Consider the following 26,340-nt stretch of genomic DNA (forward strand, 5'->3'; position numbering starts at 1 on the left):
GATGCGATCCAGGCCAGGGCGATGGTCAGCGGCGTCGTCACCTACCGCGACGGCGAGCCGACGGGTGCGCTCCCAGGAAGGCTGGTGCGCAATCCCGCTACCGTCACCTGACGTGGCCGAACGCCGAGCAGACCCCGAAGTCGGAGCGGACCTCGAAGCCAGCGCCAGCGGGGTCGAGCCGGCGTCGCCTGGCAGGCGCGGCCGCCCGCGCAAGGTGACGGTCGACGACATCATCGACGCCGCCCTCGAGATCGGGCTCGACCAGGTGACCATCCGCAAGGTGGCCGACGCGCTCGGCATGACCGTGCCGGGCGTCTCTTACCACGTGCGGACCCGCGAGGAGCTCCTCGCGCTGGTCATGGCTCGGGCCGTCGACACGTTGTACGCGCCTGGCCCTGAGCCGGCCGCGTCGTTCGAGGAGACGGTCACGCGGTTCGCCGAGGGCCTGTTCGCGTGGTTCCGCGAGCATCCGATCCTGGTCATGCAGGTCGCGCAGGGCCGCATCCTGGAAGAGAACGTCGAACGGCATCTCGGGCGGCTGCTGCGGGCCGCGGGCCCGACCGAGACGGACCGGGCCCGAGCCCTGGACGTCGTGTCCCAGGTGACGGCCGCCGTCATCGGCGCGGCCGTCCTGGAGGCGGCGCAGGACTCGCGTCGGCCGGCTGGAGGCGCGGCCGGGGACTCCGCCGGGAACGCCGGGAACGCCGGGAACGGAAGCCGCCGCGTCCGGACCACTACGCGACGGTTCGGACCGTGCTTACGGCGCTGCTGTGACCTGCCCCGGCGCGGCCCGGCCCTGGGTGATCCGACCCTGGACGGTCTCCGTGGGACGGACCTGGCAAGGCACCCCGGCGCGGCGCGTACCAACACGGCGGTGAGTTACACCGGAAAGCTCCGATGGGGGAGGGCCTTTGGAGGAGGGCCTTAGGCGGGACGGGCGCCGGTGGCTGCGGCGAAGCGCTCGACCTCGTCGGTGCGGCCGGTCACGATGATCAGGTCGTCGTGGCCGAGGACCGTGTCGGCCACGACGTGGGTGAACTCGGTTCCGGGGCGCTTCACCCCGACGACCGTCACGCCGAACCGGGTGCGGGGCCTGACGACGTCCATCGTCGCCCCGCAGATCGACCCGGGAGCGCGCAGCTTCGCGACCGCGAACCCCTTGTCGAACTCGACGAAGTCGATGAGCCGCCCGGAGAGCAGGTGCGCGACCCGCTCGCCGGCGTCGCGCTCGGGGTAGACGACATGCGACGCGCCGATGCGTTCCAGGATCCGGCCGTGCTGGCGGGTGATCGCCTTCGCCCAGACCTCCGGGACGCCCAGGTCGAGCAGGGTTCCGGTGGCCAGCAGGCTCGCCTCGATATCAACGCCGATCGAGACCACGGCCCGGTCGAAGCCGTCGGCGCCCAGCTGGCGCAGCGCCGCCTCGCTGGTCGCGTCCGCCTCGACGACGTGGGACAGCGTCCCCGACCACTCCTGGACGAGGTCGCGGTCCGTGTCGACGGCGACGACGTCGTGCCCGAGCCGCTGCAACGACTCGGCGAGTGTGCTGCCGAACCGGCCCAGCCCGATGACCAGTACCGCGTTCGGGTGCATGTCCCGGCCCACGCCAGCCCCGCCTCCCCTCTTGCCGTCACACGACCCGCGCACAGGTCCGGTCAGCCGACGATCGGCCGTTCCTCGGGCAGCCGGTACAGCCGGCGCCGTTCCCGCAGCGCCAGCGCCGACGCCAGCGTAATCGGGCCGATTCGGCCTATCAGCATCAGAGCGATCAGGACGTACTGGTCAAAGGCCGGCAGCCCGCCAGTGATCCCGGTGGACAGCCCCACGGTGCCGAAGGCCGATGTCACCTCGAACAGGGTCTGGTCGAGGGTGTGGTGGCTGGAGATGAGCAGGCACAGCGTCCCGGCGACGACGAGCGCGACCCCCAGCAGCGCCACCGCGATCGCCTGGCGCAGCGCCGCCGGCGACACCTGCCGGCCGAACGCGTCGACGGTGTCGTCGCCGCGCGCCTCGGCGACGATCGCGAAGAACAGGATCAGGAACGTCGTCACCTTGATGCCGCCGGCGGTGCTTGCGCTGCCACCACCGATGAACATGAGGATGTCGGTGACGACCAGCGTCGCCGGCTGGGCCGCGCCGTAGTCGAACGTGTTGAACCCGGCGGTGCGGGCCGTGACGCTGCCGAAGAACCCGCCGAGCAGCTTGTCGCCGGCGCCGAGCGGGCCGAGGGTCGCCGGGTTGCGCCATTCCAGCGCGAGAACGGCGGCGGCCCCGCCGACGAGCAGGACTCCGTAGCCCAGCAGCGTCACCTTGGTGTGCATCGACCAGAGCCGGGGCTTGCGCAGCTCATGGCGCAGCTCGAACAACACCGGGAACCCCAGCCCGCCGAGAATCGCGGCCAGCCCGATCGTCATCACGACCACCGGGTCGTCGGCGAAGGACACCAGGTTGTCGCTGTACAGCGCGTAGCCAGCGTTGTTGAACCCGGTGACCGCGTGGAAGACGCCGTGGTAGGCGGCGCGTCCCGCTGGCAGCCCATGCCCCAGCCACAGCCGGGCGAACAGCACCAGCGCCGCGGCGCCCTCGATCGCCAGCGTGATCAGGGCGACCCCTCGGACTACCCGCCGGACGTCGCCGATCCCGACCGACTGGGTCTCGGTGGCGGCAAGCAGCCGGATCCGTACGCCGAGCCGGCGCGACACCAGCAGGCCCAGCAGCGACGCCGTCGTCATGAACCCCAGCCCGCCCAGCTGGACCGCGAACATGATCACGACCTCGCCGAACGTCGACCAGTGGGTGGGGGTGTCGACGTTCGCGAGCGCCCCGCAGCTCGCGCCGGTCGCGGTGAACAGCGCCTGCAGGAACGTCGTGTGCTGCCCGGGCTCGGCCGACAGCGGCAGGCGCAGCAGCAGCGTGATCACGCCGACGGTCGTCAGGAACGCCGCCGCCGTGAGCTTCAGCGGATGGCCGAGACGCGTCGCGAGCACCTGCCCAAGCCGACGTCCTCGCCGCCGCCGCGGCTCCGGCGTCACCAGCGACGACTCGTCGCCGCCCACGCGGGGGGCGGGAGGAACCCAGGCGGGTGCCAGGCGGTCGACCGGACGGCGTGGGATGTCCGGTGGCCGCGCGCCGGGCGACTGGTCGTTGGGCAGCCGGTTGTCGGGCAGGTGGTCGTCGGGCAGGTGGTCGTCGGTGGGTCCCGGCGGCGGCCCGCTCACCGTCACCCCAGCTCCTCACGCCCGCGCCACGCCTGCCTGGCCCCTCGCATCCTGCCAGGCCGCCAGAACCTGGCATCGTCGTCCTATGTCCGCTGATTCGGCCGCCTACAACCACGCGGTGGTCGTGGACGTCTTCGGCGACCTGAGCGCCGATGCCCTGCGCGGCGCGCTCGCGGAGGTGACCGCGCGCCACGAGGCGCTGCGTACCCTCGTCGAGGTCGCCGACGGCCGCCCGCACCCGCGGGTCGTCCCCACCGCGGCGCCCACGATCGAATGGGCCGACACGACCGATCTCGCGCGGATGGACGGGCTGGACGGCCAAGGCATGACCTACGCGGTCCGGAGCAGGGTTGGCCGTCCGTTCGACCTGGCCGGCGAGTGGCCACCCCGGATGACGGTCTTCCGGATCGATGGCGGCTACCACCGGATACTCCTGGTGCTGCAGCGGGTCTCCGCGGACGGGCGGTCCGACGCGCCGCTGCTCGCCGAGCTCGCGGCGGCCTACGCCGTGCGTGCCGCGCCGGGCGACGCGGTCAGCTGGTCCACTCGCGGAGTTGCTCGATGAGCGCCAGTCGAGAACGGTGGTCGCCGGCGAGCGGGGTGACGGTGAGGGTGGTCGCGCCGGCCTCGGCATAGGCGGCGAGGCGCTCGCGGACGTGGCCCTCGGGGCCGATCAGGGCGTTGGCGCGCAGCAGCTCTTCGGGGACCGCGGCCTCGGCTTCCTTCTTCTTCCCGGCGAGGTAGAGGTCCTGGATGAGCGCTGCCTCCTTCTCGTAGCCGTAGCGCTGAGCGAGGCTGTTGTAGAAGTTGCGGCCCTTGGCGCCCATCCCGCCGATGTAGAGCGCGAACATCGGCCGCATCAAGTCGAGCAGTTCCTCGGTGCCCTCACCGATGGCCAGCGGCGCGCCGACGACGACGTCGAGCGGGCCGAGCGCCGGGTCGCGCCGCGCCCCGCCCGCGGCGAGCGGCGCGCCCCAGACGTCACGCGCCCGCTCCGGGTGGAAGAAGAACGGCTGCCAGCCCTCGGCGAGCTCCGCGGCCAGTTCCACGTTCTTCGGGCCGATAGCGGCGATGAAGATCGGGATGCGTTCGCGTACCGGATGGTTGATGAGCTTCAGCGGCTTCCCGAGGCCGGTACCCTGGTCGGCCGGCAGCGGCAGTGTGTAGTGCTTCCCCTGGTACTCGACCCGCTCGCGGCGCCAAACCGCCCGGCAGATCTCGATGATCTCGCGGGTGCGGCCCAGGGGAGCGTCGTAGGGGACACCGTGGAAGCCCTCGATGACCTGCGGGCCGGAGGAGCCAAGCCCGAGGGTGAACCGGCCGCCGGAGACGTAGTCCAGCCCCGCGGCCGTCATCGCGGTCAGCGTCGGCGTGCGGGTGTAGATCGGCAGGATGCCGGAGGCGAGCTGGACACGCTCGGTCCGCGCGGCGAGGAAGCCGAGCTGGCTCACCGCGTCGAACGAGTACGCCTCGGGCACGAAGACGATGTCCAGCCCGGCCTTCTCGTAGTCACCGAGTTCCGCGGCCGTCTCGGTGAACCCGCCGCTGTAGGCCAGCTGCATCCCGATCCGCATCCGCCCCGCCTCCCGCCCTCGCCGCCGCACGCCGTGCGCCCCACGTCGTGTCGTTGGTCACCGTACCGGCCAGGCCCGGCGCCATCTTGGGGTGAAGCCCCGCAGGAACGCCATGAAGTAGGCGAAGCTGTGCCATAACTGAGGTGGTCCGACTGGGGTGTTGCCATGGAAGCGAGGCGAGTCTGGCGTGGCAGACGGTGTGCCGCCGCAACCCGCGGATCTCGCGCCAGTTGTTGATCCTGAGACGTCCGCGGCCGGTCCGCCGGCGGTCGCCGGCGGGGCCGCGCCGCGGGGGCCGGTCGTCATCCGGATCCGGACCGCCGAGCCGTTGGATGCCCCGAGCTCGTTCGCGCTGCCCACCCGGCGGTCGGTCAGACTCCGACCCCCGCCCAGCGATCTGGTCCTTTTGACGGTGCTGACGATCGTCGGTCTGGTCGCGCTCGTCGTCCAGCTACGCGCGGCCTGGCACGACCACGAGCTGCTTGCGGACCTGTCGGCCCATGGCACACCTGCTATGGCGCAGGTGGTCGCGGTTGAGTCGAACCGTGGGCTAGACCACGCCACCGTCCGGTACACCGTCGGCCAGCACGTCGAACAGCGCAGGCTCGGCTTCTGGGTGACCTCGTCCGTAGATGAGGGCGACGCCGTCCGGATCATCTACGACCCGGAGCAGCCCGGACGCGTGGCGCTGGCGAGCTGGGTGAACGGTGAGCCGATGTGGTGGGACCTGGCGGGCGCCGCCACCGGGGCGGTGTGCGCCGTCGTCGGCGTGATCGGCCTGGCTCGGCGGCGGCCAGGGGCTAGGTTGTGATCTTGTAGTTCTCCAGCGGCAGCGTGAGCGCGGCCCCGTCCCGCCCGTGCACGGTGATCGTCCCATCCTCGGCGAACGTCACGGACTTCTCGAACGCGCCCGGGAGGTCGTACCTGACGTCGGTGAACGGGCTGGCGTAGACCGTCACCCGAGGGCCAGTGGACGCGTCCTTCCGGTGGAGCACCCGTCGACCCCGCGACGGACCGGGCATCGGCCATCCAGCGCATGATCGGGCCGGGCAGGGTGAGCAGTCTGACGACCGATGGAGCCCGATCAGGATCGGGGCGATCACGTGCCCGTCGGCTGGTGACCGCGTGACTCCGTCTGGCGCGAACCTGGCTGGCTGACTGGAGACGGCTCAGGGCTCGACGGCGAGGCGGACGCCGAAGGCGATCAGGACGAGGCCGGTGACGCGGTCCACCCAGCGCCGGACCGGGCCGTCGGACAGCCAGCGCCTCACCGGTCCCGACAGGGCGAGCAGTGCGAGGTAGTAGAGGGCCGCCAGCGCGACGAAGATCCCGCCCAGCAGCAGTGACGTCGCGGCCACCGGGGCGCCCTCGGGGATGAAGCCTGGCATGAAGGTCATAAAGAAGACCCCGACTTTGGGGTTCAGCAGGTCGGTCAGCAGGCCGGAGGTGAAGCCGCTCCCGATCAGGCCCCGGCGAGGCTCGGCCGCCGCGCCGGGGTCACCGTGGGACCTTGCCCGCAGCGTGGTCAGACCCATCCAGCCGAGGTAGACCGCGCCGACGATGCGCAGTGCGAGGTACCCGTCGTGGCTCGCCGTCAGCAGCGCGGACAGCCCCAGCGACGCGGCGACCACCCAGATGGACAGGCCTGTCATGGCGCCGAGCGAAGCCCGCAGGCCGAGCCGGCGCCCACCATTCATCAGGTTGCGCACCACGACCAGTGTGTCCGGCCCCGGCAGCAGCACGACGAGCACGGACGCGACCGTGAAGGTGGTAACCGCGACAAGCACCTATCGAGATTAGGACGCCGGCGTGCCTGGCGAAACCGCGTTTACGGCGCCGTGCCCGACGGCGCGAAGAGCGGGTATCGGCCGATGAACCCGAGCATCCGGGTCTGGACGTCGGACCCGTCCGGGACTGGCACGCGCGGCCCGTACTGCCCGGAGGCCCGGATCGCGTCCTCCATGCCCGCCATCCCCTCCAGCAGGACGGCGCACAGCCCGGGGTCGAGACGGTCGTCCTGGCCGGTGGCCCGGGCCAGGTCCCATGTGTGCATGAAGATGTCGACCGTGTAGAACTGGTCGACCGCCGCCGGGAGCGGGATTTCGCCGATGTGGGGGTTGCGCAGCACCCGGTCCGCCGTCGCCGGGTCGTCGAGCAGGGCCTGCACGGCGTCCGCGTGTACCCGCCAGGCCTCGACCGGGTCGGCGTCGGCCGACGGTCCGCGGGCGAGCTCGATCCCCGTCCCGGCTTCGAGGAAGCTTGGGAACCACTCGCACAGGTGGCGGACGACGTCGCGTGCCCCCCACTCGGCCACAGGGGACTGCGTGTCCCAGTCGCGGGTGCCGAGTACCCGGTCGGTGAACGTCGCCGCGACGTGCCGGTGGCGCTCGGCCGGCTGGCCGGCGAGCGCGACGAGGTCGACAGGTTCGATGGGGTCCCTGAGGTCGGCGAGCACGCCGCCGGCGCCCCGGTCGCCCTGGAACGACGGCGACGGCGACTGCTCGCGGGTTGTCTCAGGCATCGTCGGCGGCCAGGACCGCGTCCAGGACCGCGTCCAGCTTCACGTAGCCCTGCTCGATGCCGACCTCCATGCCGCTGTTCACGAAGGCGTCGCGGCCCTCGAAGCTGTCGACGAGGGACTGGGCGTGCAGGCGGGTACGGCCGTCGCCGAGGTCCTCGAACCACAGGGTCTCCAGCGCGACGCTGTCGGGCGCGCCCTCGTAGGTGAACGTCTGCACGAGCCGGTCGGGGCGGATCTCGTGGAACGAACCGTGGAAGGCGAACTCGGCGCCGTCCCGGTGGGCGACGTAGCGCCAGCTACCGCCGGTACGGGCGTCCCAGTAGTCGATGCGGTTGTCCATGCCGTCGGGGCCGGCCCAGCGAGCGAACAGCTCCGGGTCGGTGTGTGCCCGGAACAGCTGCGCCGGGGTCGCGGCGAAGTCACGGATGATCCGGACCAACGGCACGTTCGGGTCGGCTTCGATGCTGACAGTCTTCGTGGTGGTCATCAGGCGCTCTCTCTGCTCTCGGCCGCGTTGCGTGCGCGGGCGTTGTTCTTGCTCGGGTTCTTGGTACCGGGGTGGTTCGCCGGGTGGTGGGCGTTCTCGTTGTTCTCGTCGTCGTTCATGGCGGCGAGGACGGCGTCGAGACGGCGGTAGCGCTGCTCGGCCTGGCGGCGGTACCGCTCCAGCCAGGCCGTCGCCAGGTCGAAGACCTGCGCCTCCAGGTGCACCGGGCTGCGGTGACCGCCGTCGGTGCGGCTGACGAGGCCCGCCTGCTCGAGCACCTTGAGGTGCTTGGACACCGCCTGGACGGAGACCGAGTATGGCGCCGCCAGCTCGCCGACCGTGGCGTCCCCGTCCGTCAGCCGCGCGACCAGGTCGCGCCGCGTCGGGTCGGCGAGCGCCGCGAACACCTGGGAGAGCTGGTCCACCATTCCCTCGACTCCTCAACCAACCGGTTGATGAGAAGGCTAGAGTGGCTGGCGTCAGACGTCAACCGTCTGGTTGAGAATGGCAAGGGACCGGAGCGTGTGGACCAGGCGGGCGGGTACGTGCGCCCGCGGCGCGCCGGCGTCTCCGGCAGCCCCACCCACATTGAGAGAAGCGGAGAGGAGCAGCACTTCATGGCCAAGGTGATCGTGGCTCTCACGATGTCCCTGGACGGTTTCATCGCTGGCAGGAGCGATGCCGAGCATCCGGACGGCGAGGGCGAGGGCGTCAGGCGCATCTTCGACTGGTACTTCGACGGCGACACCCCCATTCGCCCCTACCAGGAGGCCGAGCGTCGAGGCGTGCCGGTACCACCGTTCAAACTCGCCGCCGCCAGCGCCAAGGTGTTCGAAGAGCTGGTGGACAGCGGCGGGGCGGTCGTGACCGGTCGGCGGACCTACGACATCAGCGGTGCGTGGGGCGGGAACGGGCCGCTGCCCGGGCTGCCGCTCTTCGTCGTGACCCACCGTGTGCCGGACCAGGTGCCGCAAGGCGAGAGCCGCTACACATTCGTCACGGACGGCATCGAGAGCGCCGTCAAGCAGGCGAAGGCGGCGGCCGGGGACCGCTGGGTGAGCCTGATGGGATCGAGCGTCCCGCAGCAGTGCCTTCAGGCGGGGCTGGTCGACGAGATACAGATCCACCTCGTCCCGGTGCTGCTCGGCACCGGTATCCGCCTGTTCGACCACCTTGGGCCGGACGGCATCGATCTGGAGCTTCTCAGGGTCGTCGAGGCCCCTGGAGTGACCCACCTGCGATACCGCGTCGTCAGGTAGTCGCAGCGGCGGGACGGCGAGCTGGCTGCGCGTTGAGCGGTGACCGGACCGTATCTGGTGGGGCCTTGCGGTGGCTGTTGAGGCTTGGCTCCCGGCGCTTTCCCGTGGAGATTGGGGGGACTGGCCGTCGATGGCCGGCCGGACATGATCGCCAACTCGAACCATCCCTGCCACTCCTGCCGGCCCGCGATTCCCAGACCTGTCGGCGCTGGCGCGACGCCGACGTCAGCCACCCGACGTGCTGACCGCCCGACGCCGTGAACGCAACTCGAGCGCGCTGAGGTTGCCGTGGGTTATCGCGAGCTTGCCACCCGCCCTGTCCTCGTCTGGGCTCTCGTCGCCGTCGGCGCCCGGCTGCCCGTCGCGATGGCACCGCTAGCACTCGTCTTTCTCGTGCGCGAGCGCCCCGGTGGGTATGCGGTGGGCGCCGGGCTCGCCGCGGCCTATGTGATCGGCGAGGTGGTCGGGGCCGCGGTGCTCGGCCCGTGGCTGAAGCCAGAGCGGGCCCGCGGCCACCTGGCGGTTGGGTTGGCCGTCGGGGCTTGTGCGTTCGCCGGGCTCGGGTTCCTGCTCGACGCGCACGTCCTGGTGCTCGGAGCCCTCGCCGTGCTTGCCGGCGCCGCGCCCGCCGCGGCACCCGGAGGGTTGCGCACCCTGTTGACCTCGCAGCTTCCGGAGGCCCTCGTCGTCGAGGCGCTCAGTGCCGAGTCCGTCCTTACCTCCGTGGTCTGGGCCGCTGCCCCCGCGCTCGCCGGGGTACTCGCGCTGAGCCTTGCCCCATCCCTGCCGCTCCTTCTCGCCGCGGTACTGATGGCCGCCGCCGCGGCAGGACTGTGGGCACAGCCCGCTGGCTGGATGGTGGACGCGGATGATCGGGAGGGCGTTTCCATGGCGCGGACACTCGTCCGCGCATGGCCCATCTACGTCACCGGTGGTGCCGCGATGTCCCTGCTGGCACTGGCCGAACTCGTCCTGCCCGCGCTGCTGGAACAGCGGGCGATCGGCGTCGGCTGGGCAGGCCCTCTCCTCGCGGGATTCTCGATCGCCTCGGCCGCCGGTGCCGCTCTGTATGGCCTGCGGGGCACCTGGCCCGGCTCGCTGCGTACGCAGAGCCTGGTTCTCCTCCTGGCCGTCGCCGGGTGCGTGGCCGTCGTCGCTGCGGCAGATTCGCTGCCCTGGATCGCCGGCGCTCTACTCGTCGCAGGCCAGCTGGCGGCCGGTGTTCAGGTAACCCGCGCCCTGTCACTGCGCGAGGCTTTGCCGCCCAGCGCGTACGCGGCGGCGTACTCGGTGATGTATGCGGCGACCGGTGTCGGCTACGCGGCCAGTGCCACGCTCGTTGGCGCTGTGCAGAGCGTGGCCTCGCCGTCCGTTGCCGTCCTCGCAGGCGTGGCGTTCGCTCTTCTGCTGATCGCAACCAGCGCCTTGGGCGAGCTGAGGGCCCTACGCCAGGCCAAGGATCTGAGCGCTGTGGCCAAAGGGGATGCCGTCAGTGAACCTGAGGCTGCCGACTTTGAGCGGCTTTAGCCGCACAGCGGCGCGCCATGCGGTCGACCATTAGCCGCGGCGAAACGGCGGACTACATACCGAACGGCGGCCTGGATCACGTCGGATGGGGCTGTCGGCGGCTGCCGACGGTGCCACTGCTGACGGAGTTAACGTTGATTGGCTGGACGAGGGCTGTGGGCCAGCGTCAGCTTGGCTGAACCGTTCGATCGCTTCCATGATCGCTTCCTTGGTGGCGGGGCTGCCGGTGTGGCCGGACTCGGCGATGACCTTCAGTTCCGCGTCGGGCCAGGCTGCGGCGAGGTCCCAGGCGGTCCTGAGCGGGCTGGCGAGGTCGAGCCGGCCGTGGATCAGCGCCGCCGGGATGCCGGCCAGCCGGTGGGCGTCGCGTAGCAGCTGGCCGTCCTCGAGCCAGGCGCTGTGGGCGAAGTAGTGCGTACAGATACGGACGAATGCCAGGAGCGCATCGTCGGGTTTGCCGCTGTACTGGCCCGGGGCGCCGAGCGTCTCGTGGGCGATGACGGCGTCTTCCCAAGCACACCAGGCTCGCGCTGCGTTCATCCGGACCGTCGGGTCCGGGCTGTTGCACAGCCGGTTGTAGGCGGCGACGAGATCGCCGTCCCGGTCCGCCGTCGGCAAGGCCTCGTGGAATGCTTCCCACTCGGCTGGCAGGAGGCGGCCGACACCGCGGTAGAGCCAGTCGATTTCCTCGGGCCTGGTCATGGTGACGCCGACAAGGATGATCTCCGAGACCCGGTCGGGGTGGCGCTCGGCATAGGCGAGGATCAGCGTCGAGCCCCACGAGCCGCCGTAGAGGAGCCACCGCTCGATGCCCAGGTGCTCGCGCAGCCGCTCCATGTCGGCGATCAGGTGCTCGGTGGTGTTGTGCTCCAGGCTGACGGCCGGGTCGCAGGCATGGGGCCGGCTCTGGCCGCAACCGCGCTGGTCGAACAGGATGATCCGATAGACCTCGGGGTCGAACATCCGGCGGCTGCCACGGCGTCCGCCGCTGCCAGGGCCGCCGTGCACCCACAACGCGGGCTTGCCGCCCGCGTTGCCGCTGGTCTCCCAGTAGATCTGGTTGTCCTCGCCGACATCGAGAAAGCCATGGGCGTACGGCTCGATGGCCGGGAACAACTCCCTCATCTGTTTCCTTCCGTGGCCGGCCCTGGCTGCAACGGCGATGTGGTCCATACGGAGGGCCGGCGAGGCTGTCTATGGGGCGCCCGGGTGGATGAGCCCGGACTCGTAGGCGGTAATGACGGCCTGGGTACGGTCACGAGCCGCAAGCTTGGCGAGGATGCTGCTGACGTGTGTCTTCACGGTCTCGTTGGCGATGTAGAGCCGGGCGGCGATCTCGGGGTTGGAATGGCCGGCGGCGAGCAGGCGCAGGACGTCGGTCTCACGCGCTGTGAGCTGGGCGAGCCGGTCGGGCCGGACGCGGGGCCGGAGGCGGACGAACTCGTCGATGAGGCGTCGGGTGATGTCAGGGGTGAGGAGGGCGTCACCGCGGGCAACGACGCGTACAGCGTCGAACAGGGTCGTCGCCGGTAGGTCCTTCAAGAGGAACCCACTGGCTCCCGCGACGAGTGCGTCATAGACATACTCGTCGAGGTCGAACGTCGTGAGAACGATCACCCGGGGTGCGGGTGCGAGCGTGGTCGTGATGGCGCGGGTCGCGGCGATGCCGTCGAGGACGGGCATGCGGACGTCCATCAGGACTACGTCGGGGCGATGTGCCGTCGCGGCTCGGATCGCGTCCTGTCCGTCGCGTGCGGTACCGACGACGACGATGTCGTCCCGGGTCGCCAGCAAGGCGGAGAAACCGGCCCGGACGATTCCATCGTCGTCGGCGATTGTCACCCGGATCGGTGCTGGCGCGGTCATCGGTTCCGTCGGAGGGGAAGCTCCGCGACGACCTCGAACCCACCGTCGGTCCTGTGCCCGTGGCGCAGGGTCCCGCCCACCGCGTCGACCCGTTCACGCATGCCGACCAGACCGAGTCCGGCGCTGTCGGCGGGCAAGGCCAGGTCCGGGGCGCCGTTGTTGATCATCAGGCGGAGCAGGCACGGCGTGTAGTCAACCGCGATGTCGACGTCGGCGCCGGGAGCGTGGCGACGGGCGTTCGTGAGGGCTTCCTGGATCACCCGGTAGGAGACGAGGTCGGTGCCGGCGGGGAGCGGGGCTGGGCTTCCGCTCACGGTGACGGTGACCACGGTGCCCAGGACGCGGGTGGCCTCGATCAGCGCGGAGAGCTGGTCGAGGCCCGGGCGGGGTGCGCGAGCCGATTCGGGCTGGCTGACCGCTGCGCCGCCGCGGGGTGGGGCGGGGGAACGGATCACCGTAAGGATGCGTCGCATTTCGGCGAGCGCGTCGCGGGCGGACTCGCCGATCGCGGCGAGTCGCGTGCCGGCGAGCTCGGGCAGGTCAGGCGTCGTGTAGCGGGCGGTCTCAGCCTGGATCGCAATGTGCGAGATGTGGTGGGCGACGACATCGTGCAGCTCCCGTGCGATGGCCGCGCGGTCGACCAGGATCGAGCGCTCGCGCAGCGTCGACGTATGGGCGACGGCGAGTGCCTCGTGTTCCGCGATGATCGCGTTCCGGCTCCGTAGGAGCCGGCCGAGACCGAGTGCCGCGGTCACGACGGCGAGCAACAGGTAGCCGGCGGCTCCCGGTTCGGCGGAGTTGAACGGCGTCACGGCGTTGACGAGGAACAACGCGCCGATCACACAGGTGTCGATCGCCGTCAGCCGGTAGGCGGCCACCGCGCACACGATCATGAGGCCTGCCCCGGCGCCGACCGGGATTGGCTGGGCCCGCGGGAAAAGCCAGCCCAACGCCGCGACCACGGCGACCGCTGCCGCCGCGCGCGGGAGGCGAACGACGAAGGCGAGGGGCACGGCGATCGCGATGGATGTCAGGAACCGGTCGTCGAGGCCCACCTGGGCCACCGCCGCGATCAGGAGCGTTCCCGCGGCGCCGATCCACGGCCATGGCATCGCCAGAATGTCGACCAGCGTGCCCTCGACGCGACCAACGATCGCCGGGCGGACTTGTGCGCTCATCGCCGACCAGTCTGTCTGGCCGGCCGGTGATCCCGCATCGCTCGCTCGGGGGAGGCCGACAACCGCTCCCGCGGGGGATCCGCCGCCGACGTGGCCGTCCCTACCGTCCCAGCCATGCGATCGAACCTTCCACAACCCGGCCTGACATTTGAGGCGCTGACGAAACGGTTCGGCACCGTGGTCGCGCTCGACGACGTCACGTTCACGGTGCCACCAGGCACGGTCACCGCCCTCGTCGGCCCGAACGGCTCCGGCAAGACGACCTCGATGCGCATCGCGCTCGGGCTGGCCAGCCCGAGCGCGGGCCGGGTACTGGTCGCGGGCCAGCTCTACCGGCACCTCGATGCCCCGCTCACCCGGATCGGCTCGCTGCTTGATGCCACCGCCGTGAACCCTGGGCTGACCGGCCGCACCCATCTGCGCTGGCTGGCCGCGGCAGGCGGCATCCGCGCGGCCCGCGTCGACGCGCTCCTCGAACAGGTCGGCCTCGGCACCGCCGCTCGACGCCGGGTCGGCGGATACTCGCTCGGCATGAAGCAGCGGCTCGGCGTTGCCGCGGCCCTACTTGGCGACCCACCGATTCTCATACTCGACGAACCGATGAACGGACTCGACCCCGAAGGCATGGTCTGGTTTCGCCGGCTGGCGAGGAACCTCCGCGACGAAGGCCGGGCTGTCCTCGTCTCCTCGCACCTGATGCGCGAACTTGAAGGCATCGCCGACCGCGTCGTCGTGATCCACCGCGGCCGGATCGCCGCCGACGCCAGCATCGCATCGCTGCTGATGGGCAGCCCCGACGCCGCCGACCGTCCCAGTCTCGAAGACGTCTACCTGCGAGTCGTCACCTCACCCGAGGAAGTCCGTCCATGACCCCGAACTCCAGGCCGCATCCTCGCCTCAGGACCGTCCGGGCAGAATGGATCAAGACCGTCGGCAGCCGCGGCACGCTCACCGCGATGGGCCTGCTTGCCACCCTCCCTGTCGGGTTCTCCGCGCTCGTCGTCGCCAACACCCCCTCCACCGACCCGCCCGGCGCACCCGGTGACGACGACATCGTCGCCAACACCCTCGTGGGCGTGCTCATCGGCGTCGTCATCGCCGCGGTCGTCGGCGCGACAGCGATCGGCAACGAGGAACGCTCAGGCATGATCTCGACCAGCTACACCGCGACCCCGCGCCGCCACCGGGTGATTCTCGCCAAGGCGTCCGTCGCCGCTGCAAGCACCCTCATCATCGGCATCGCCTCGTCCTGGGCCTCCTATCTCGTGGCCCGCCCGCTCCAACGAGGCCAGGGCTATGTCGCCCCCAGCTACCCCGAACCCGACCTGTTCAGCGGGCCATTCCTACGCGCGATCGTCGGCACCGGACTACTGACCACCTTGATCGCCGTCTACGCCGTCGGCATCACGACGATCGTGCGGCGTACCTCGATCGCGATCCCGGTCGTCGTCGCGACGCTCCTGCTGCCTGGCCTGCTCGCCACCAGCGACCGCATACAGCAGTTCACTCAACGCTGGACACCGTTCGCCGGCTTCTCCATCCAACACACCGTCCAACGCCCCGACTACTTTGCCGGGCCCTGGCACGGCTTCGTCGTCACCGCGGCTTACACCACCGTCGCCCTCGTGGCCGCCATCTCACTTGCTCATCGCCGCGACATCCGTCCGGCGTGAACGCCCTCGAGCGCACGGCGGCGGTGTGGCCGGTGAGTCACACCACGAGCTGGACCGGACTCGGCGCGGCGCACACGACCGGATGCCATCCCGACGCCCTGTCGGCGCGGGGCTCCGCGACGCCTGGCACCATGCCACCGGCCTCCCGTCGCGTCCCGTGGGCCGCGACTCGAGCCCGACCGCCACAGGACTATGAAGGAAGAAACGATATCCCTACGCACAATGCAAGTATGATCATCAAGAAGAATGTGCCGAACAGTAGGTCGGACAAGAGTTCGGGTATCATCGCGCGGCGCTCGCCTGGCGGAACGGCAATTGTGACAGCAAGGATAACGATAACCGCTGTGCCGACCGACATTGCGAGGACTATTAGGGCTCCTCCAGGGGTGAGCCTCGGCGTAACTATCCGGTCGTCTGACATTCGACGCTTCTCCCAAAACGGCGACGGCGGCACCTCAAAAGGGGTACGAAAACTCCGCGACGCGATCATGCCCGATATGTCTGTCCGGGTCGGCCGGTGGCGGGCTCCCTGACGGGTGCGAGCGGTTGCTCGGGCTGTCGAGCCAGAACATCCGGCCGGTCGTGGTGGAGGCAGGGCCGTGGGCGCTGGGCAGGTCGCGGCGATGCGTCGGGTCACCTCCTCGCCGGGGGTAGCGGCGGTGCGTCCATTGTCACCCGTCGCGGGAGCGAGGCTGTCTCATCCCGGGTGGTGAGGGGCCGGTCACGGTCTCCGGGGCCGAACAGGCTGTGGGCTTCGGTGTCAACGTGGCTTCTGCCGCCTGCATCGCTGTGCGGATGGCTGTCGGCTTGGGGGAGCCGATCTGGCCGTTGAGGCTGACAGCGTGGGCGGCCGGGACGGTAGGGCTCGGCGGGTCTGTGTGCGGCCCGGATCCCGACGTTGACGCTGACTGCCCGGGTTATCGGGGTGGCCGGAGGCCGTGGTCAGTGTGAGTGGGTCGGTTTCGGACCACAGCGAAACGGCGAACTACATAGCAAATGGTGGCGCGCGTCACATGCTGGCCGGTGGCCGCCGGGAGTCGTCACCGCAGCCGCCTCGCTCCAGCCGCCACGGTGCGCCGCAGCGGCCAATGATCGCCGTTTCTGCTCCCCGGCGGTTGTCCGCGGAGCCGAATCTCGACCACGAGGGGGCGTAGGTAGCAATCACCTGTCTGCGGGCTGGCGGCGGTGTCGGAATCTGTCGGTGCTTGTCGTCATGATCGGGCTGTGGCTGACGAGGGTGTGGTCGAGGGCGTTGGGGACGACTGGGGACTCCGCCGGCAGGTGATGGAGGGGCTCGGCGAGTACCGGTGGTTACGTGATGTTCGCCGTGTGCTGCCGGAGCTGCGGGCCAGCGGCAGGCTTGCGGTCGATGCTGTGCCGTGGCGGCGATATCACCATGCGTTCGGAAGGGCCGGGGACGTGCCTGACTCGCTGCGTGCGCTTTCCGACGGCGATCCGGATGTCGTGTCGCGTGAGCTCGGCGGCCTGTGGGGCAGGATTCGTCACCAGGGTGGCACCTCCGCCCCGGCGGCTTTGGCGGTGCCGTTCCTGATCCGGCTCGCTGCCCACCCGGCCGCGCACTGCCGCGCCGGTCTGCTGTTGCTGGCGGCCGAGGCGGGCCATCGCGACCATTTCGGGGGCGATCTGCGCCAGGACCTGCTCCGGGTGGATTATCCACCCGAGGATCTGCGGTTCGATGTCTCCGGGTACCCCGTCCAGTTGACGTTGGAGGCGGCGCGCGAGGCGATCACCGCGGACGTCTCGCTGCTGATCCCGCTGCTTGATGACGCCGACGCGGCGGTGCGTGCGGCCGCCGCCTACGCGCTGGCCACCGTGCCAGGAGCGCCACCTGTGGTGTCGCAGGCGCTGCGGGCACGGCTGGCGTTGGAGGATGACGAGCCGGTGCGGATCAGCCTGGTGCTCGCGCTCACCCAGCTCGCGCTCGAACGATCTGAGGCGGCAGTAGCCGTGGCATGGGCCGAGCAGCTGTGGACGGACGAGGACAGCTCGATCGATCTCCGTCTCGCCGGGGCGCTGGCGTGGCTGTGCGCGACCGTGGCGCCGCCTCCGCGGCGCCTGCTTGACCTGCTCGCAACGGCCACCACGCCGGAGATGGAGCAGTGGATGCTGCAGGTGCCGTGGCAGGATGACCTCGCCTGGGCCGGCAGCCTCGCCGTATGGCTCGCCGCGTTCCTCAACAACTCACCGGCCCAGGACCCCGAAAACCCCTTCGCGTCCCTGTAAGCGGCCGGCACCGCTAGCCGGATCGTGACGCGCTGGCTGATCCGGCGGCCCTCGGCTGATGGGCACTCTCATGGGTGGGTTGCCGCAGTTGCTCACCGTGTGCAAGGTTCGGCCTTGGCGGCTGGCGCGCTCGGGTCGATCCTGTCGACGGTCGCGGCGCCACTCGGCCGCCGAATATCCGCGGGCCTACAGCCGGTGGGCGATCGTCGAGATGATCTCCTCGATGTAGATGTCGTCGAGGCCATGCCCGGCCCGGGATCGAGCGTGCAGGGTGTTGTCCCAGGTCTCGGAGATGCCGGTCCAGGGGGTCTGGTCGGGCGCGAACAGCACCAGATGCTTCGCCGAGGGGTCCATGCGCGCGGAAGTGCTGTTCTCATGGCCCCACTGGTCGAACAGCGTGTCGAAGTCCTTGGCGATGTTCTTGGGGTAGTAGGTGCGAGCCTTGGAGCGGTGCTTGCCGAGCGGGTGCGCCGCCGCGTCGGTGAACATGACGATGACGTGGTGGGTGCGGGGTAGCTCGCGCTCCCAGGGCGCCTGGATCGCCAGTGCCAGCGCCTCCAGCGCCGACTCCGGCGCGTCGCCACCGCCGGTGGCCCGCAGTCCCCGCACGAACTTCTCGAACTGTCTCGCCTCCGCTGGGAGCTGGAAGAACTCCGACTCCTGAATGGCGTCATCTGCCCGGTCCCCGAAGTCCCGAAAGGCTATGACCTTCAGCCGTAGCTGGCCCAAGGACTTGCCTTTTCCCGCGACCTTGTCCGCGAGGCGGTTGTGGAAGGTCAGGGCGTCTTTCTTCACCGTCTCGATGATCGAGGACATGCTGCCGGTCACGTCGATGCACAACACGATGTCGACGGCGTGCGGTGGGTTTTCCTTGGGGTGGCTCATGTTCCGGGCTTCCTCCTCGTCGGACGGTGGTCCGGGGAAAGGGAGATGGATGGCGGACGACGCCGGATGTGAGCGCGTAAGCGGCCAGCCAGTTCTCTGTGGCGGGCGACGCCTCGCCCGGCCGGGGCGGGGGAGGAGAGTTCGCGATGACCAGCCGACTCCGCGCTGGGCGGAACCGTCGAGATCCGCCCGCAGACCATGTTGACCATGCGGGGACATCGCCCCGCGCCGAGTGTCGCGAAGTTGATGCGCCGCGCCGCGCCGCGTTGGGCCGGGGCGGTGCTGGGCGGGGAGAACCGCGACGTGTCCGGGTCGTTCCCACGGCGGCGATGGACGGTGACTGGACGCCAGTTCGCATACTCGGCTGGCGATCACCGGCGCTCGGCTGTGCGGAAGATCGCCAGGACTGTATCCGGATCCGAACGCCGGGCCCTTCGCCCATTCGGATCCGGATACAGAACCGGTGATCAAGCTCACGGCGCGGCGATGTTATCGGGGCAACCTTGGCTGAAGCCGCACTGGCGGGCCGTCGTCGGGCAGGATGGCCTGGCCGGTGCGATTCAAGAGGCGGGTGAGTGGTGGACAAGGTGGTGGCGGCCGCGGCTGATGCGGTGGCGGACGTCGGCGACGGCGCGTCGCTGGCGGTCGGCGGCTTCGGGCTGTGCGGCATCCCGAGCGCGCTGATCGAGGCCCTTCTGGACGCCGGTGTGTCCGGGCTGCGGACGGTCAGCAACAACTGCGGCGTGGACGGCTGGGGCCTGGGCATGCTGCTGCGCGCCGGTCGGATAGCGCGGACCACCGGCTCCTATGTCGGGGAGAACAAGGAGTTCGAGCGGCAGTTCCTCGCCGGTGAGCTCGAGGTCGAGCTCGTCCCGCAGGGGACGCTCGCCGAGCGGCTGCGCGCCGGCGGCGCTGGCATCCCTGCCTTCTACACCCCGGCCGGTGTTGGCACCCAGGTCGCCGAAGGCGGCCTTCCGCTGCGTTACGACGGCAAGGGCGGTGTCGCGCTCGCCTCCGAGCCCAAGGAGACCCGCGTCTTCGACGGCGAGGAGTACGTGCTGGAGCGAGCGATCGCCTGCGACTTCGCGCTGGTCCACGCCTGGAAGGGCGACCGGCACGGCAACCTGGTCTACCGGGAGAGCGCGGCGAACTTCAACCCGCTGTGCGCCGCCGCCGGCAGGATCACCATCGCCGAGGTCGAGGAGCTCTACGAGCCGGGCGAGCTCGACCCGGCCGAGGTGCACACCCCCGGCATCTTCGTGCAGCGCGTCCTGCACACGCCCGGCGTCGAGAAGCGCATCGAGAAGAGGACGGTGACGGCATGAGCCGCACGCGCGCGGAGCTTGCCGCCCGGGTCGCCCAGGAGCTGGCCGACGGCCAGTATGTGAACCTCGGGATCGGCCTGCCGACGCTCGTGCCGAACTACCTTCCGCCGGGCGTCACCGTCGTCCTGCACAGCGAGAACGGCGTGCTCGGCGTCGGCCCGTACCCGACGGAGGACGCCGTCGACCCGGATCTCATCAATGCCGGCAAGGAGACGGTCACCGTCCTGCCCGGCGCGGCGTACTTCGACTCGGCGGCCTCGTTCTCGATGATCCGCGGTGGCCACGTCGACGTGGCCGTGCTCGGCGCGATGCAGGTCGCGGCCAGCGGCGACCTGGCCAACTGGATGATCCCCGGCAAGATGGTCAAGGGCATGGGCGGCGCGATGGACCTCGTCCACGGCGCCCGCCGGGTCATCGTCATGATGGAACACACGGCCAAGGACGGCAGTCACAAACTGGTCGAGGCCTGCACACTTCCGCTCACCGGCAAGGCCTGCGTCCACCGCGTCATCACCGACCTCGCCGTCCTCGACGTCGTCCCCGGCACCGGTTTCGTCCTGCGCGAGCTCGCCCCCGACGTGACGGTCGACGAGGTCCGCAAGGCCACTGGCCCGGACCTCACCGTCGCCCTGGACTGACCGACTGACTGACTGACCCGTGCGCCGACCGGCCCGAGTCCAGCGGTGGCCGGCCGACATCTTTCACAGGCAGGCTTTGGCCGCGTATTCGATGTGACCTGGGCTATGTGGACGGGGCCTGGTTCGGGCGATGCCTCGCGATCCAGTCCTCCACCCGGTCGGCGCGCCAGAAGCGGATGTGCTTGGCGGCGCCGACGGGTTCGGGGAACTCGGCGCGGTGGGTGAGCTGGCGGGCCCGCTCGGTGCTGATTCCCAGCCGTGCGGCGATGTCTCCGGTTGTCCACAACTCGACATCAGCCATGGCCGCCATCGTAGTGGGCAACCCCAAATCTGGGTACGATGATCGGTGGGGTTGCCCAACCCCACGAGATGGGCCGAACGGTTCGGGGCGGTGTCCTACCACCGCCCCGAACCTTGGCCACTCGCTGTGACCTAGACAGGAGTGACCCAATGGGCAGTATCCCCGCTCCCCACGACCAACCCGGCTGGCCGCGGCGCCGCGAGCCCGCGCGGCTCGTCGCGCTGGGCGGAGGCCGGCTCGGGCTGGCGCTGCACACCGGCGCGCGGGGCCGTGACCTGACGGAGCTGGCCCGGCTGATCGATGACGCGCTCTACGTCGACCACGCCCGGCCGGAACACGGCGGCACCTCGGTCGTCCTGATCTTCCAGGACCAGGCTCCCGAAGTCTCGCCGCCATCGCCGGTGCACAGCCGGTCGGGCGTGGCTCCGACGGCGAGCGCGGAGGCGGCGACCATTCCCGGTGGCTGGGTACCGGACGTCGGCACGGCAGTCGGTCCCGACCGCGGCATCTCCCCGCACCAGCTCGCGGTCTGGGAACTGCTGACGGCCGCGCCGGACGGCGCCAGCGGCGCGCGGCTGGTCGACGCGGTGACACGCCTCCTCCCGCCGGAGACGGTCGTCGTCCTGGCGGACCTGCTCCGCGACCGGCGCGACGGGCGCGACGGGCGCGACGGGCGCGGCGAGTGCTGCGACCGCCGAGCCTGACCTCGACCTTGGCCTTCACCCTCCGGTCCCGCGGCGGCCGGTGGCCCTTTCGCGGGGCCACCGGCAAGCCCGGGAGCCGGGGTCAGTAGCTGGGGACCTCGACCCTGGGGCCGAGGCCCATCGAGTTGCGGGCCTGGATGGCGGTCACGTGCTCCGGGCAGCGGCCCGCCGGCATGCAGTGGGTGTGGGTCGTACCGGCGCTCGTCGTCGTGTACTGCGGGTACTCCGGGTAGGACGGCGTGATGGTGAGGACGTAGTCGACGCTGCTCGCGCCGCCGAAGTCGGCGGGAGCGGACCAGCGCACTGTCACCAGGCCCGAGCCGTCGTTCGCGAGCTGGTCGACACTGGCCACCACTCCGGTCACCGGGCCGGGCGCCACACAGCCGACGGCGTTGACGACGGCGGAGTCGGCGCTGCCGCCGGGGCCGACGGCGGTGACGGTGAACGCATGGGTGTCGCAGTCGGGCACCGGGACCGTGACCTGGCCGGCGGAGGACGCGTTCCGCGTGGAGATCCCGGAGCCTCTGATCCGGTAGCCGGTGACCTGGCCACCGCCGGAAGGCCGGGAGATCGTGAGCACGACGGCGCCGGAGCGCGGGGCGGCCGTCACCGACGGCCGGCCCGGCGCGGGCACCGGCGCCGCGGTGGCCGTCGCCGTCGGCGTGGTCGTACTTCCGGAGCTGGCACCGGAGCCGATGGATGTCCGCGGCGAGGTGGGCGTCGCGCTCGCGCCCAGCAGGGGCGTCGCCGCCGACGGCGCGGCCAGGCCCCCGGTGCCCGTGGCGCCGGCGGGCGCGGTGGCGGTGAGCTCGGCGGTGTCGCCGGCGAGGTCGGCATGCCGGCTGTGGCGCAGCAGCACCGTCAGGCCGGTGCCGGCGAGCGCGAGGACGAGAACCACAGCGACGGGGATGAGCACTGCCGCGCGGCGCGGGAACCCGCGGCCCGGCCGGCCGGGCGCGTCCGGGTCCGGCCGGTTCGGGCCGCCCGGGGACCCGGCGCCGGGTCGGGGCGCGCTGGTGTGGGTGGCGAAGGCGTCGAACCCGTCGGTCCCCGGGCCGGCGGCCCCTGGCCCGGAGCTCGGCCCGGAGTCTGGTCCGGAGCCCGGCGGGAAGGCGAAGGCGCCGAAGTACGACGGGTCCGGCGCGGCCGGGCCGGTTGGCGCGTACGGATGGCGGGGGCCGCTGGTACGGGTCGCGGTGAGATCCGGCGTGGGATCCTGGCCGGAATCCGGGGACGGGCTGGCCGTCGTCGCCGACGAGGACGACCCTGCGGAGCCAGGCCCGGGCTCCGTGTTCAGCCGGGGCGTTGTGCCTGTCGGCCCGGTGGGCGCGGGCGGCGTCCTGGGGCGGGCGGGCAGCCCGGCCAGCGCGGGCGCGAGGGCGGCGAGTGCCGCGGCCGCGTCGCCGGCGGTCGGGCGAAGGTGCGGCTGCTTGGCGAGCATCGCCGCGAGCGCGGCCCACAGCGGATCGGGCAGCCCGTCCGGCCGGGCGGGCGGCTCATTCAGGTGGCGCAGCAGCACGGTCACGGCGGGGCCGCCGACGAACGGCGGGGCCCCGGTCAGCAGCTCGTAGCACAGGCAGCCGGTGGAGTAGACGTCGACGGCGGGCGTCGCCGGCTCATGGGAGGCCAGCTCGGGGGCGAGGTAGGCGGGGGTGCCGAGGAGCCCGGTGCTGCGGGTGAGCGCCGGGCCCTCCAGCTGGCGGGCGATGCCGAAGTCCGTCAGCACGACGTCACGACCGCGCAGCAGCACGTTCTCGGGCTTGACGTCGCGGTGGACCACGCCGGCCTCGTGCGCGCGGCGCAGCCCAAGCAGGACCTGCGCGGCCAGCCGGGCGGCGTCCGCCGGCGGGAGGGTGCCCTCGCGGCGCAGCAGGGCGCGCAGGTCACCGTCGGGCAGGTAGTCCATGACGATCCCGACCCGGTCGCCCTCGGCGACAAGGCGGCGGATCCGCACGACGTGCGGGTCGGCGATCCGGGCGACCACCTTGCACTCCTGCAGCAGCCGCGCCACCACCTGCGGCTCGTCGGCCAGCTCCGGGCGCAGCAGCTTGACCGCGACCGTCTCGCCGTCCGGCCCGACCGCCCGGCGCACCTCCCCGGTCGAGCCCCGGCCTAGCAGCTCCCCGACCTGAAGGTCTCCCAGCGTGAACCCCACCGGAGCAGCCGCCGGCCTCGGCACGGGTACCGCCGGCGCCGGGGTCCCGTCGACCGGCGCCGGGGCCGGTGGCTTGGTCTCGTCCGCATCCGTCCTACCCGGATCGATGCTCACCGTGGCCCCCCTGTCCCACGGCGTGATTCTTCCACATGTCGCATCCGCGGGGATCTGTGTCGCGACGCCTGTGCCCGAGCGTCGGGGGTGGCGGGGCCGTAGTGTCGCCTCGGGAGCTGGGATCTTTCAGGAGGGCGCATGCGGACGCGACCACTGGGCACGACGGGCCCCGCCGTGTCCGTCGTCGGGCTGGGCTGCAACAACTTCGGGATGCGCATCGACGCCGAGGCGAGCGCGGTCGTCGTGCGCGCCGCGCTCGACGCCGGGATCACCCACTTCGACACCGCCGAGATGTACGGCGGGGGCCATTCCGAGGAGTTCCTGGGTGCCGCGCTCGGCGCGCGCCGCGACGAGGTCGTCATCGCGACCAAGGCGATGCGGCGCCCGAAGGACGAGCCCTACACGCCGGGCATCCTGCGCACGCGGATCCTGGAAGGCTGCGAGATCAGCCTGCGCCGGCTCGGCACCGACCGGATCGACGTCTACTACCAGCACTTCGTCGACGCCGAGGGCTCGAACGCCGAGGCGATGGAGGCCCTCGACGACCTGGTCCGCGCCGGCAAGGTGCTCCACGTGGCGTGCTCGAACGTGACCGCCGCCGAGATCGAGGAGCGGGCGGCGTTCGCCGAGGAGCGCAAGGTCGCGGCGTTCACCGCGGCGCAGGTCGAGTGGAGCCTGCTGAACCGCGCTGTCGAGGCGGAGATCGTGCCGGCGGCGGTCAAGGCGGGCATGGGGATCATCCCCTACTTCCCGCTCGCCTCCGGCCTGCTGTCCGGCAAGTACGCGGCCGGCCAGCCGTTCCCGGTCGGTAGCCGCCTGGCGGCGGCGCCGTACTTCGCCCAGGCGGCAACCCCCGAGAACTTCGCCTACATCGACGAGCTGACCACGTTCGCCCGCGAGCGCGGCCACACGATCCTGGAGCTCGCGATCGCCTGGCTCGCGGCCCAGACCGGCGTCGCGTCCGTCATCGCCGGCGCGACCAGGCCGGAGCAGGTCGCCGCCAACGCCGAGGCCGTCGGCTGGGAGCTCACCTCCGACGACCTGGCAACCCTGCCTCGCCCGGCGGCAGCGGCGTAGCCGGCGCGGGCAGGCAGGTCGCGTCGTCCACCCGGCGTGGTCTCGGGCGTTCAGCCCGGAGGTACAGGAAGGGCGGCGAGCAGCGCGGGCACGAGACCGTCCCGGTGGGCGACCTCGGTGAACCCGGCCGGCCGCGTCGGGTGCGGTGCCTGGACCGCCCAGGTGCGCAGGCCGAGGACGGGCTTGCCGGCGCGCAGCGCGAGGGCGATCTCGGAGAGCGTGCCCCAGCCGCCGCCGATGGCGACCAGGGCGTCGCTCGCGCGGACCACCAGGCCGTTGCGCAGCTCGCCCAGGCCGGTCGGGATGCTCACCGTCAGGTTGGCGTTGCCCTCGGCCCGGTCCAGGCCGGGCAGCAGCCCGATGGTCACGCCGCCGGCACCCGCGGCGCCCCGGCAGACCGAGGCCATTACGCCGCCGAGGCCGCCGCACACCACGTACCAGCCCTGTTCCGCGAGCCGCGCGCCGACGTGCTCGGCGTCCGCCAGCTCCTGGCCCGACGCGTCACCTGGGCCGACGACACCGATGTAGATCGGCACCCGGCGTCCCTTCCTCGGCTTCTGTCCGTTCTTTCCACACGTGTGTGGCGGAACGCCGGGCGAGCCTAGGATCTCAACGAGAGCGCATCGCACCCCACTTGTGGGTAGTTGCGCCCGGCCGCGGCGGTCCACTGCCCACCATCGGGCGGCGCCCGGTGGCCCTTCCGCCGGGAGAAGAGAATAGGTCGTTCGGACACGTGTCTGCGTCAGGTCGGCGAGAAGCTCTTCCTAGGCCACCGCACGATCAGCGCCCACCTGTACCGGATCTTCCCAAGCTCGGGATCACCTCCCGGGCCGCCCTGCGCGACGCCCTCGACGCCTACGCCGCCGACCTCGCGGACTCCGCGGAGTAGGTGGGCGAGCCGCGGGGCAGCCGCGGGCGCGGTGCGGAACCGAGCCCTCCGCCGGAGTGGCGCGGTTCCGCACGCGTGGCCACACGCTTTGCGCGTCTAGTCCTGGTGGGTCTGGGCTCCTTCCGTCGCGCAGACGAAGCCCTTGTCGCCGGTGCCAGTGCCGGTGCCACCGCCCACGCGCGTCAGGAGCGGCCCCTTGGCGTCACCCGGCTTCGGCAGCGCCTCGGCGTCCGCACCGGTGTAGACCTTGCCGTCCTTCACCACCATCGGGACGCCGGGCTTGGCCTCGCCGACCAGCTTCCCGTTGAGGTAGACCTTGCCGTCCTTCATCTGGAGGTCCTGGGCGCCCGGCGGCTTCGGCAGCGCCTCGGCGTCCGCGCCGACGTAGACCTTGCCGTCCTTCACCGCCACCGGCTCGCCGGGCTTGGCCGTGCCGACCAGCTTCCCGTTGTGGTAGATCTTGCCGTCCTTCACCTGGACGTTGTCGACGCCCGCGCCGCCCGGGGGAGCGGGGCAGGTCGACGGCTGGCCCGAGGGGCCCTCGGAGCCGGGCAGGGCCCCGGCGGCGTTGGCGGCCGCGGCGCCCGTGCCGGCGAGCCCCAGGGTGATCGCGCTGACGAGGACGATCCGACGGATGCGCATGGTGCACCTCCTCTTTCTCGATGGCCCCCTCGTTGGGGCCGGGGCCAGACTCCCGTGCGCAGG

28 protein-coding genes are annotated in these 26,340 nt (G+C 71.4%); 12 read left to right on the forward strand and 16 right to left on the reverse strand.

Annotated features, from left to right (window positions below):
- The first annotated feature begins 112 nt into the window (after window positions 1–112).
- Window positions 113–928, forward strand: coding sequence for a TetR/AcrR family transcriptional regulator (locus tag BCD48_RS44825; protein ID WP_071054997.1), 816 nt, complete (start codon window positions 113–115; stop codon window positions 926–928).
- Here the strand turns inward: BCD48_RS44825 and BCD48_RS44830 are convergent.
- Window positions 925–1,605: a potassium channel family protein gene (locus BCD48_RS44830; RefSeq protein ID WP_198543667.1), complete on the reverse strand. Its 681-nt coding sequence runs from the start codon at window positions 1,603–1,605 to the stop codon at window positions 925–927. The genes BCD48_RS44825 and BCD48_RS44830 overlap by 4 nt on opposite strands.
- 50 nt (window positions 1,606–1,655) lie before the next feature.
- Window positions 1,656–3,224 (reverse strand): TrkH family potassium uptake protein, encoded by a 1,569-nt coding sequence (locus BCD48_RS44835; RefSeq protein WP_241842482.1) that lies wholly within the window; start codon window positions 3,222–3,224, stop codon window positions 1,656–1,658.
- Here BCD48_RS44835 and BCD48_RS44840 point away from each other — a divergent pair.
- Complete coding sequence (locus tag BCD48_RS44840; RefSeq protein ID WP_083420184.1) at window positions 3,112–3,783, forward strand: condensation domain-containing protein; 672 nt, start codon at window positions 3,112–3,114, stop codon at window positions 3,781–3,783. The genes BCD48_RS44835 and BCD48_RS44840 overlap by 113 nt on opposite strands.
- On the opposite strand, the gene BCD48_RS44845 is transcribed toward BCD48_RS44840, so the two are convergent.
- A complete protein-coding gene (locus BCD48_RS44845) occupies window positions 3,752–4,792 on the reverse strand; it encodes an LLM class F420-dependent oxidoreductase (RefSeq protein WP_071055001.1) in 1,041 nt (346 codons plus the stop codon). The two genes, BCD48_RS44840 and BCD48_RS44845, sit on opposite strands and share 32 nt — an antisense overlap.
- 187 nt (window positions 4,793–4,979) lie before the next feature.
- On the opposite strand from BCD48_RS44845, the gene BCD48_RS44850 reads away from it, so the two are divergent.
- Window positions 4,980–5,603: a DUF3592 domain-containing protein gene (locus BCD48_RS44850; RefSeq protein WP_157910648.1), complete on the forward strand. Its 624-nt coding sequence runs from the start codon at window positions 4,980–4,982 to the stop codon at window positions 5,601–5,603.
- On the opposite strand, the gene BCD48_RS50965 is transcribed toward BCD48_RS44850, so the two are convergent.
- The 5 genes from BCD48_RS50965 to BCD48_RS44870 form a co-directional block, all read right to left on the reverse strand.
- The gene (locus tag BCD48_RS50965; RefSeq protein WP_131804247.1) at window positions 5,593–5,787 is read right to left on the reverse strand and encodes a hypothetical protein; all 195 of its coding nucleotides are present in this window, start codon (window positions 5,785–5,787) and stop codon (window positions 5,593–5,595) included. The genes BCD48_RS44850 and BCD48_RS50965 overlap by 11 nt on opposite strands.
- Before the next feature lie 174 nt (window positions 5,788–5,961).
- Window positions 5,962–6,579 carry a LysE family translocator gene (locus tag BCD48_RS44855; RefSeq protein ID WP_071055007.1) on the reverse strand — a complete coding sequence of 206 codons (618 nt, stop codon included), beginning with the start codon at window positions 6,577–6,579 and terminating at the stop codon, window positions 5,962–5,964.
- A gap of 41 nt (window positions 6,580–6,620) precedes the next feature.
- Window positions 6,621–7,313 (reverse strand): TIGR03086 family metal-binding protein, encoded by a 693-nt coding sequence (locus tag BCD48_RS44860; RefSeq protein ID WP_083420185.1) that lies wholly within the window; start codon window positions 7,311–7,313, stop codon window positions 6,621–6,623.
- On the reverse strand, window positions 7,306–7,800 hold the full coding sequence (locus tag BCD48_RS44865) for an SRPBCC family protein (protein ID WP_071055010.1): 495 nt from the start codon (window positions 7,798–7,800) through the stop codon (window positions 7,306–7,308). Before BCD48_RS44865 ends, BCD48_RS44860 begins: the two co-directional genes overlap by 8 nt.
- Window positions 7,800–8,228 (reverse strand): ArsR/SmtB family transcription factor, encoded by a 429-nt coding sequence (locus BCD48_RS44870; RefSeq protein ID WP_083420186.1) that lies wholly within the window; start codon window positions 8,226–8,228, stop codon window positions 7,800–7,802. Before BCD48_RS44870 ends, BCD48_RS44865 begins: the two co-directional genes overlap by 1 nt.
- 189 nt (window positions 8,229–8,417) lie before the next feature.
- Here BCD48_RS44870 and BCD48_RS44875 point away from each other — a divergent pair, with 189 nt between their 5' ends.
- Complete coding sequence (locus tag BCD48_RS44875; protein WP_071055144.1) at window positions 8,418–9,059, forward strand: dihydrofolate reductase family protein; 642 nt, start codon at window positions 8,418–8,420, stop codon at window positions 9,057–9,059.
- Window positions 9,060–9,347: 288 nt separating this feature from the next.
- Window positions 9,348–10,586 carry an MFS transporter gene (locus BCD48_RS44880; RefSeq protein WP_071055012.1) on the forward strand — a complete coding sequence of 413 codons (1,239 nt, stop codon included), beginning with the start codon at window positions 9,348–9,350 and terminating at the stop codon, window positions 10,584–10,586.
- 30 nt (window positions 10,587–10,616) lie between these two features.
- Here the strand turns inward: BCD48_RS44880 and pip are convergent, their stop codons facing one another.
- The 3 genes from pip to BCD48_RS44895 form a co-directional block, all read right to left on the reverse strand.
- Window positions 10,617–11,711 carry a prolyl aminopeptidase gene (pip, locus tag BCD48_RS44885; protein ID WP_241842483.1) on the reverse strand — a complete coding sequence of 365 codons (1,095 nt, stop codon included), beginning with the start codon at window positions 11,709–11,711 and terminating at the stop codon, window positions 10,617–10,619.
- 69 nt (window positions 11,712–11,780) lie between these two features.
- Window positions 11,781–12,452, reverse strand: coding sequence for a response regulator (locus tag BCD48_RS44890; protein ID WP_071055014.1), 672 nt, complete (start codon window positions 12,450–12,452; stop codon window positions 11,781–11,783).
- Window positions 12,449–13,630, reverse strand: a complete 1,182-nt coding sequence (locus tag BCD48_RS44895; protein ID WP_071055017.1) for a sensor histidine kinase — start codon at window positions 13,628–13,630, stop codon at window positions 12,449–12,451. The genes BCD48_RS44890 and BCD48_RS44895 overlap by 4 nt, the downstream gene beginning before the upstream one ends.
- A gap of 114 nt (window positions 13,631–13,744) precedes the next feature.
- Here BCD48_RS44895 and BCD48_RS44900 point away from each other — a divergent pair, with 114 nt between their 5' ends.
- From BCD48_RS44900 to BCD48_RS44910, 3 genes are all read left to right on the forward strand, one after another.
- Window positions 13,745–14,500 (forward strand): ABC transporter ATP-binding protein, encoded by a 756-nt coding sequence (locus BCD48_RS44900; RefSeq protein ID WP_071055019.1) that lies wholly within the window; start codon window positions 13,745–13,747, stop codon window positions 14,498–14,500.
- A complete protein-coding gene (locus BCD48_RS44905; RefSeq protein WP_071055021.1) occupies window positions 14,497–15,303 on the forward strand; it encodes an ABC-2 transporter permease family protein in 807 nt (268 codons plus the stop codon). Before BCD48_RS44900 ends, BCD48_RS44905 begins: the two co-directional genes overlap by 4 nt.
- 1,224 nt (window positions 15,304–16,527) lie before the next feature.
- Complete coding sequence (locus tag BCD48_RS44910; protein ID WP_131804248.1) at window positions 16,528–17,547, forward strand: HEAT repeat domain-containing protein; 1,020 nt, start codon at window positions 16,528–16,530, stop codon at window positions 17,545–17,547.
- 186 nt (window positions 17,548–17,733) lie between these two features.
- On the opposite strand, the gene BCD48_RS44915 is transcribed toward BCD48_RS44910, so the two are convergent.
- Window positions 17,734–18,432 (reverse strand): vWA domain-containing protein, encoded by a 699-nt coding sequence (locus BCD48_RS44915; RefSeq protein WP_071055027.1) that lies wholly within the window; start codon window positions 18,430–18,432, stop codon window positions 17,734–17,736.
- Between the two features lie 578 nt (window positions 18,433–19,010).
- Here BCD48_RS44915 and BCD48_RS44920 point away from each other — a divergent pair.
- Window positions 19,011–19,757 carry a CoA transferase subunit A gene (locus BCD48_RS44920; protein WP_071055146.1) on the forward strand — a complete coding sequence of 249 codons (747 nt, stop codon included), beginning with the start codon at window positions 19,011–19,013 and terminating at the stop codon, window positions 19,755–19,757.
- On the forward strand, window positions 19,754–20,395 hold the full coding sequence (locus BCD48_RS44925) for a CoA transferase subunit B (protein WP_071055030.1): 642 nt from the start codon (window positions 19,754–19,756) through the stop codon (window positions 20,393–20,395). The genes BCD48_RS44920 and BCD48_RS44925 overlap by 4 nt, the downstream gene beginning before the upstream one ends.
- Before the next feature lie 103 nt (window positions 20,396–20,498).
- On the opposite strand, the gene BCD48_RS44930 is transcribed toward BCD48_RS44925, so the two are convergent.
- Complete coding sequence (locus BCD48_RS44930; protein WP_071055148.1) at window positions 20,499–20,696, reverse strand: helix-turn-helix transcriptional regulator; 198 nt, start codon at window positions 20,694–20,696, stop codon at window positions 20,499–20,501.
- A 149-nt stretch (window positions 20,697–20,845) separates the two neighbouring features.
- Between BCD48_RS44930 and BCD48_RS44935 the strand changes: the two genes are divergently transcribed.
- Window positions 20,846–21,400: a hypothetical protein gene (locus tag BCD48_RS44935; RefSeq protein WP_071055032.1), complete on the forward strand. Its 555-nt coding sequence runs from the start codon at window positions 20,846–20,848 to the stop codon at window positions 21,398–21,400.
- A gap of 82 nt (window positions 21,401–21,482) precedes the next feature.
- Here BCD48_RS44935 and BCD48_RS52855 read toward each other — a convergent pair whose 3' ends face one another.
- On the reverse strand, window positions 21,483–23,669 hold the full coding sequence (locus BCD48_RS52855) for a protein kinase domain-containing protein (RefSeq protein WP_071055034.1): 2,187 nt from the start codon (window positions 23,667–23,669) through the stop codon (window positions 21,483–21,485).
- Between the two features lie 138 nt (window positions 23,670–23,807).
- On the opposite strand from BCD48_RS52855, the gene BCD48_RS44945 reads away from it, so the two are divergent.
- Window positions 23,808–24,746: an aldo/keto reductase gene (locus tag BCD48_RS44945; RefSeq protein WP_071055037.1), complete on the forward strand. Its 939-nt coding sequence runs from the start codon at window positions 23,808–23,810 to the stop codon at window positions 24,744–24,746.
- Window positions 24,747–24,796: 50 nt separating this feature from the next.
- Here the strand turns inward: BCD48_RS44945 and BCD48_RS44950 are convergent, their stop codons facing one another.
- A complete protein-coding gene (locus BCD48_RS44950; protein ID WP_071055039.1) occupies window positions 24,797–25,282 on the reverse strand; it encodes a TIGR00725 family protein in 486 nt (161 codons plus the stop codon).
- Between the two features lie 449 nt (window positions 25,283–25,731).
- Complete coding sequence (locus tag BCD48_RS44955; RefSeq protein ID WP_071055042.1) at window positions 25,732–26,277, reverse strand: hypothetical protein; 546 nt, start codon at window positions 26,275–26,277, stop codon at window positions 25,732–25,734.
- Window positions 26,278–26,340 lie beyond the last annotated feature (63 nt).

This window comes from Pseudofrankia coriaricola, assembly GCF_001854805.1.
Classification (GTDB): Bacteria; Actinomycetota; Actinomycetes; order Frankiales; family Frankiaceae; genus Pseudofrankia.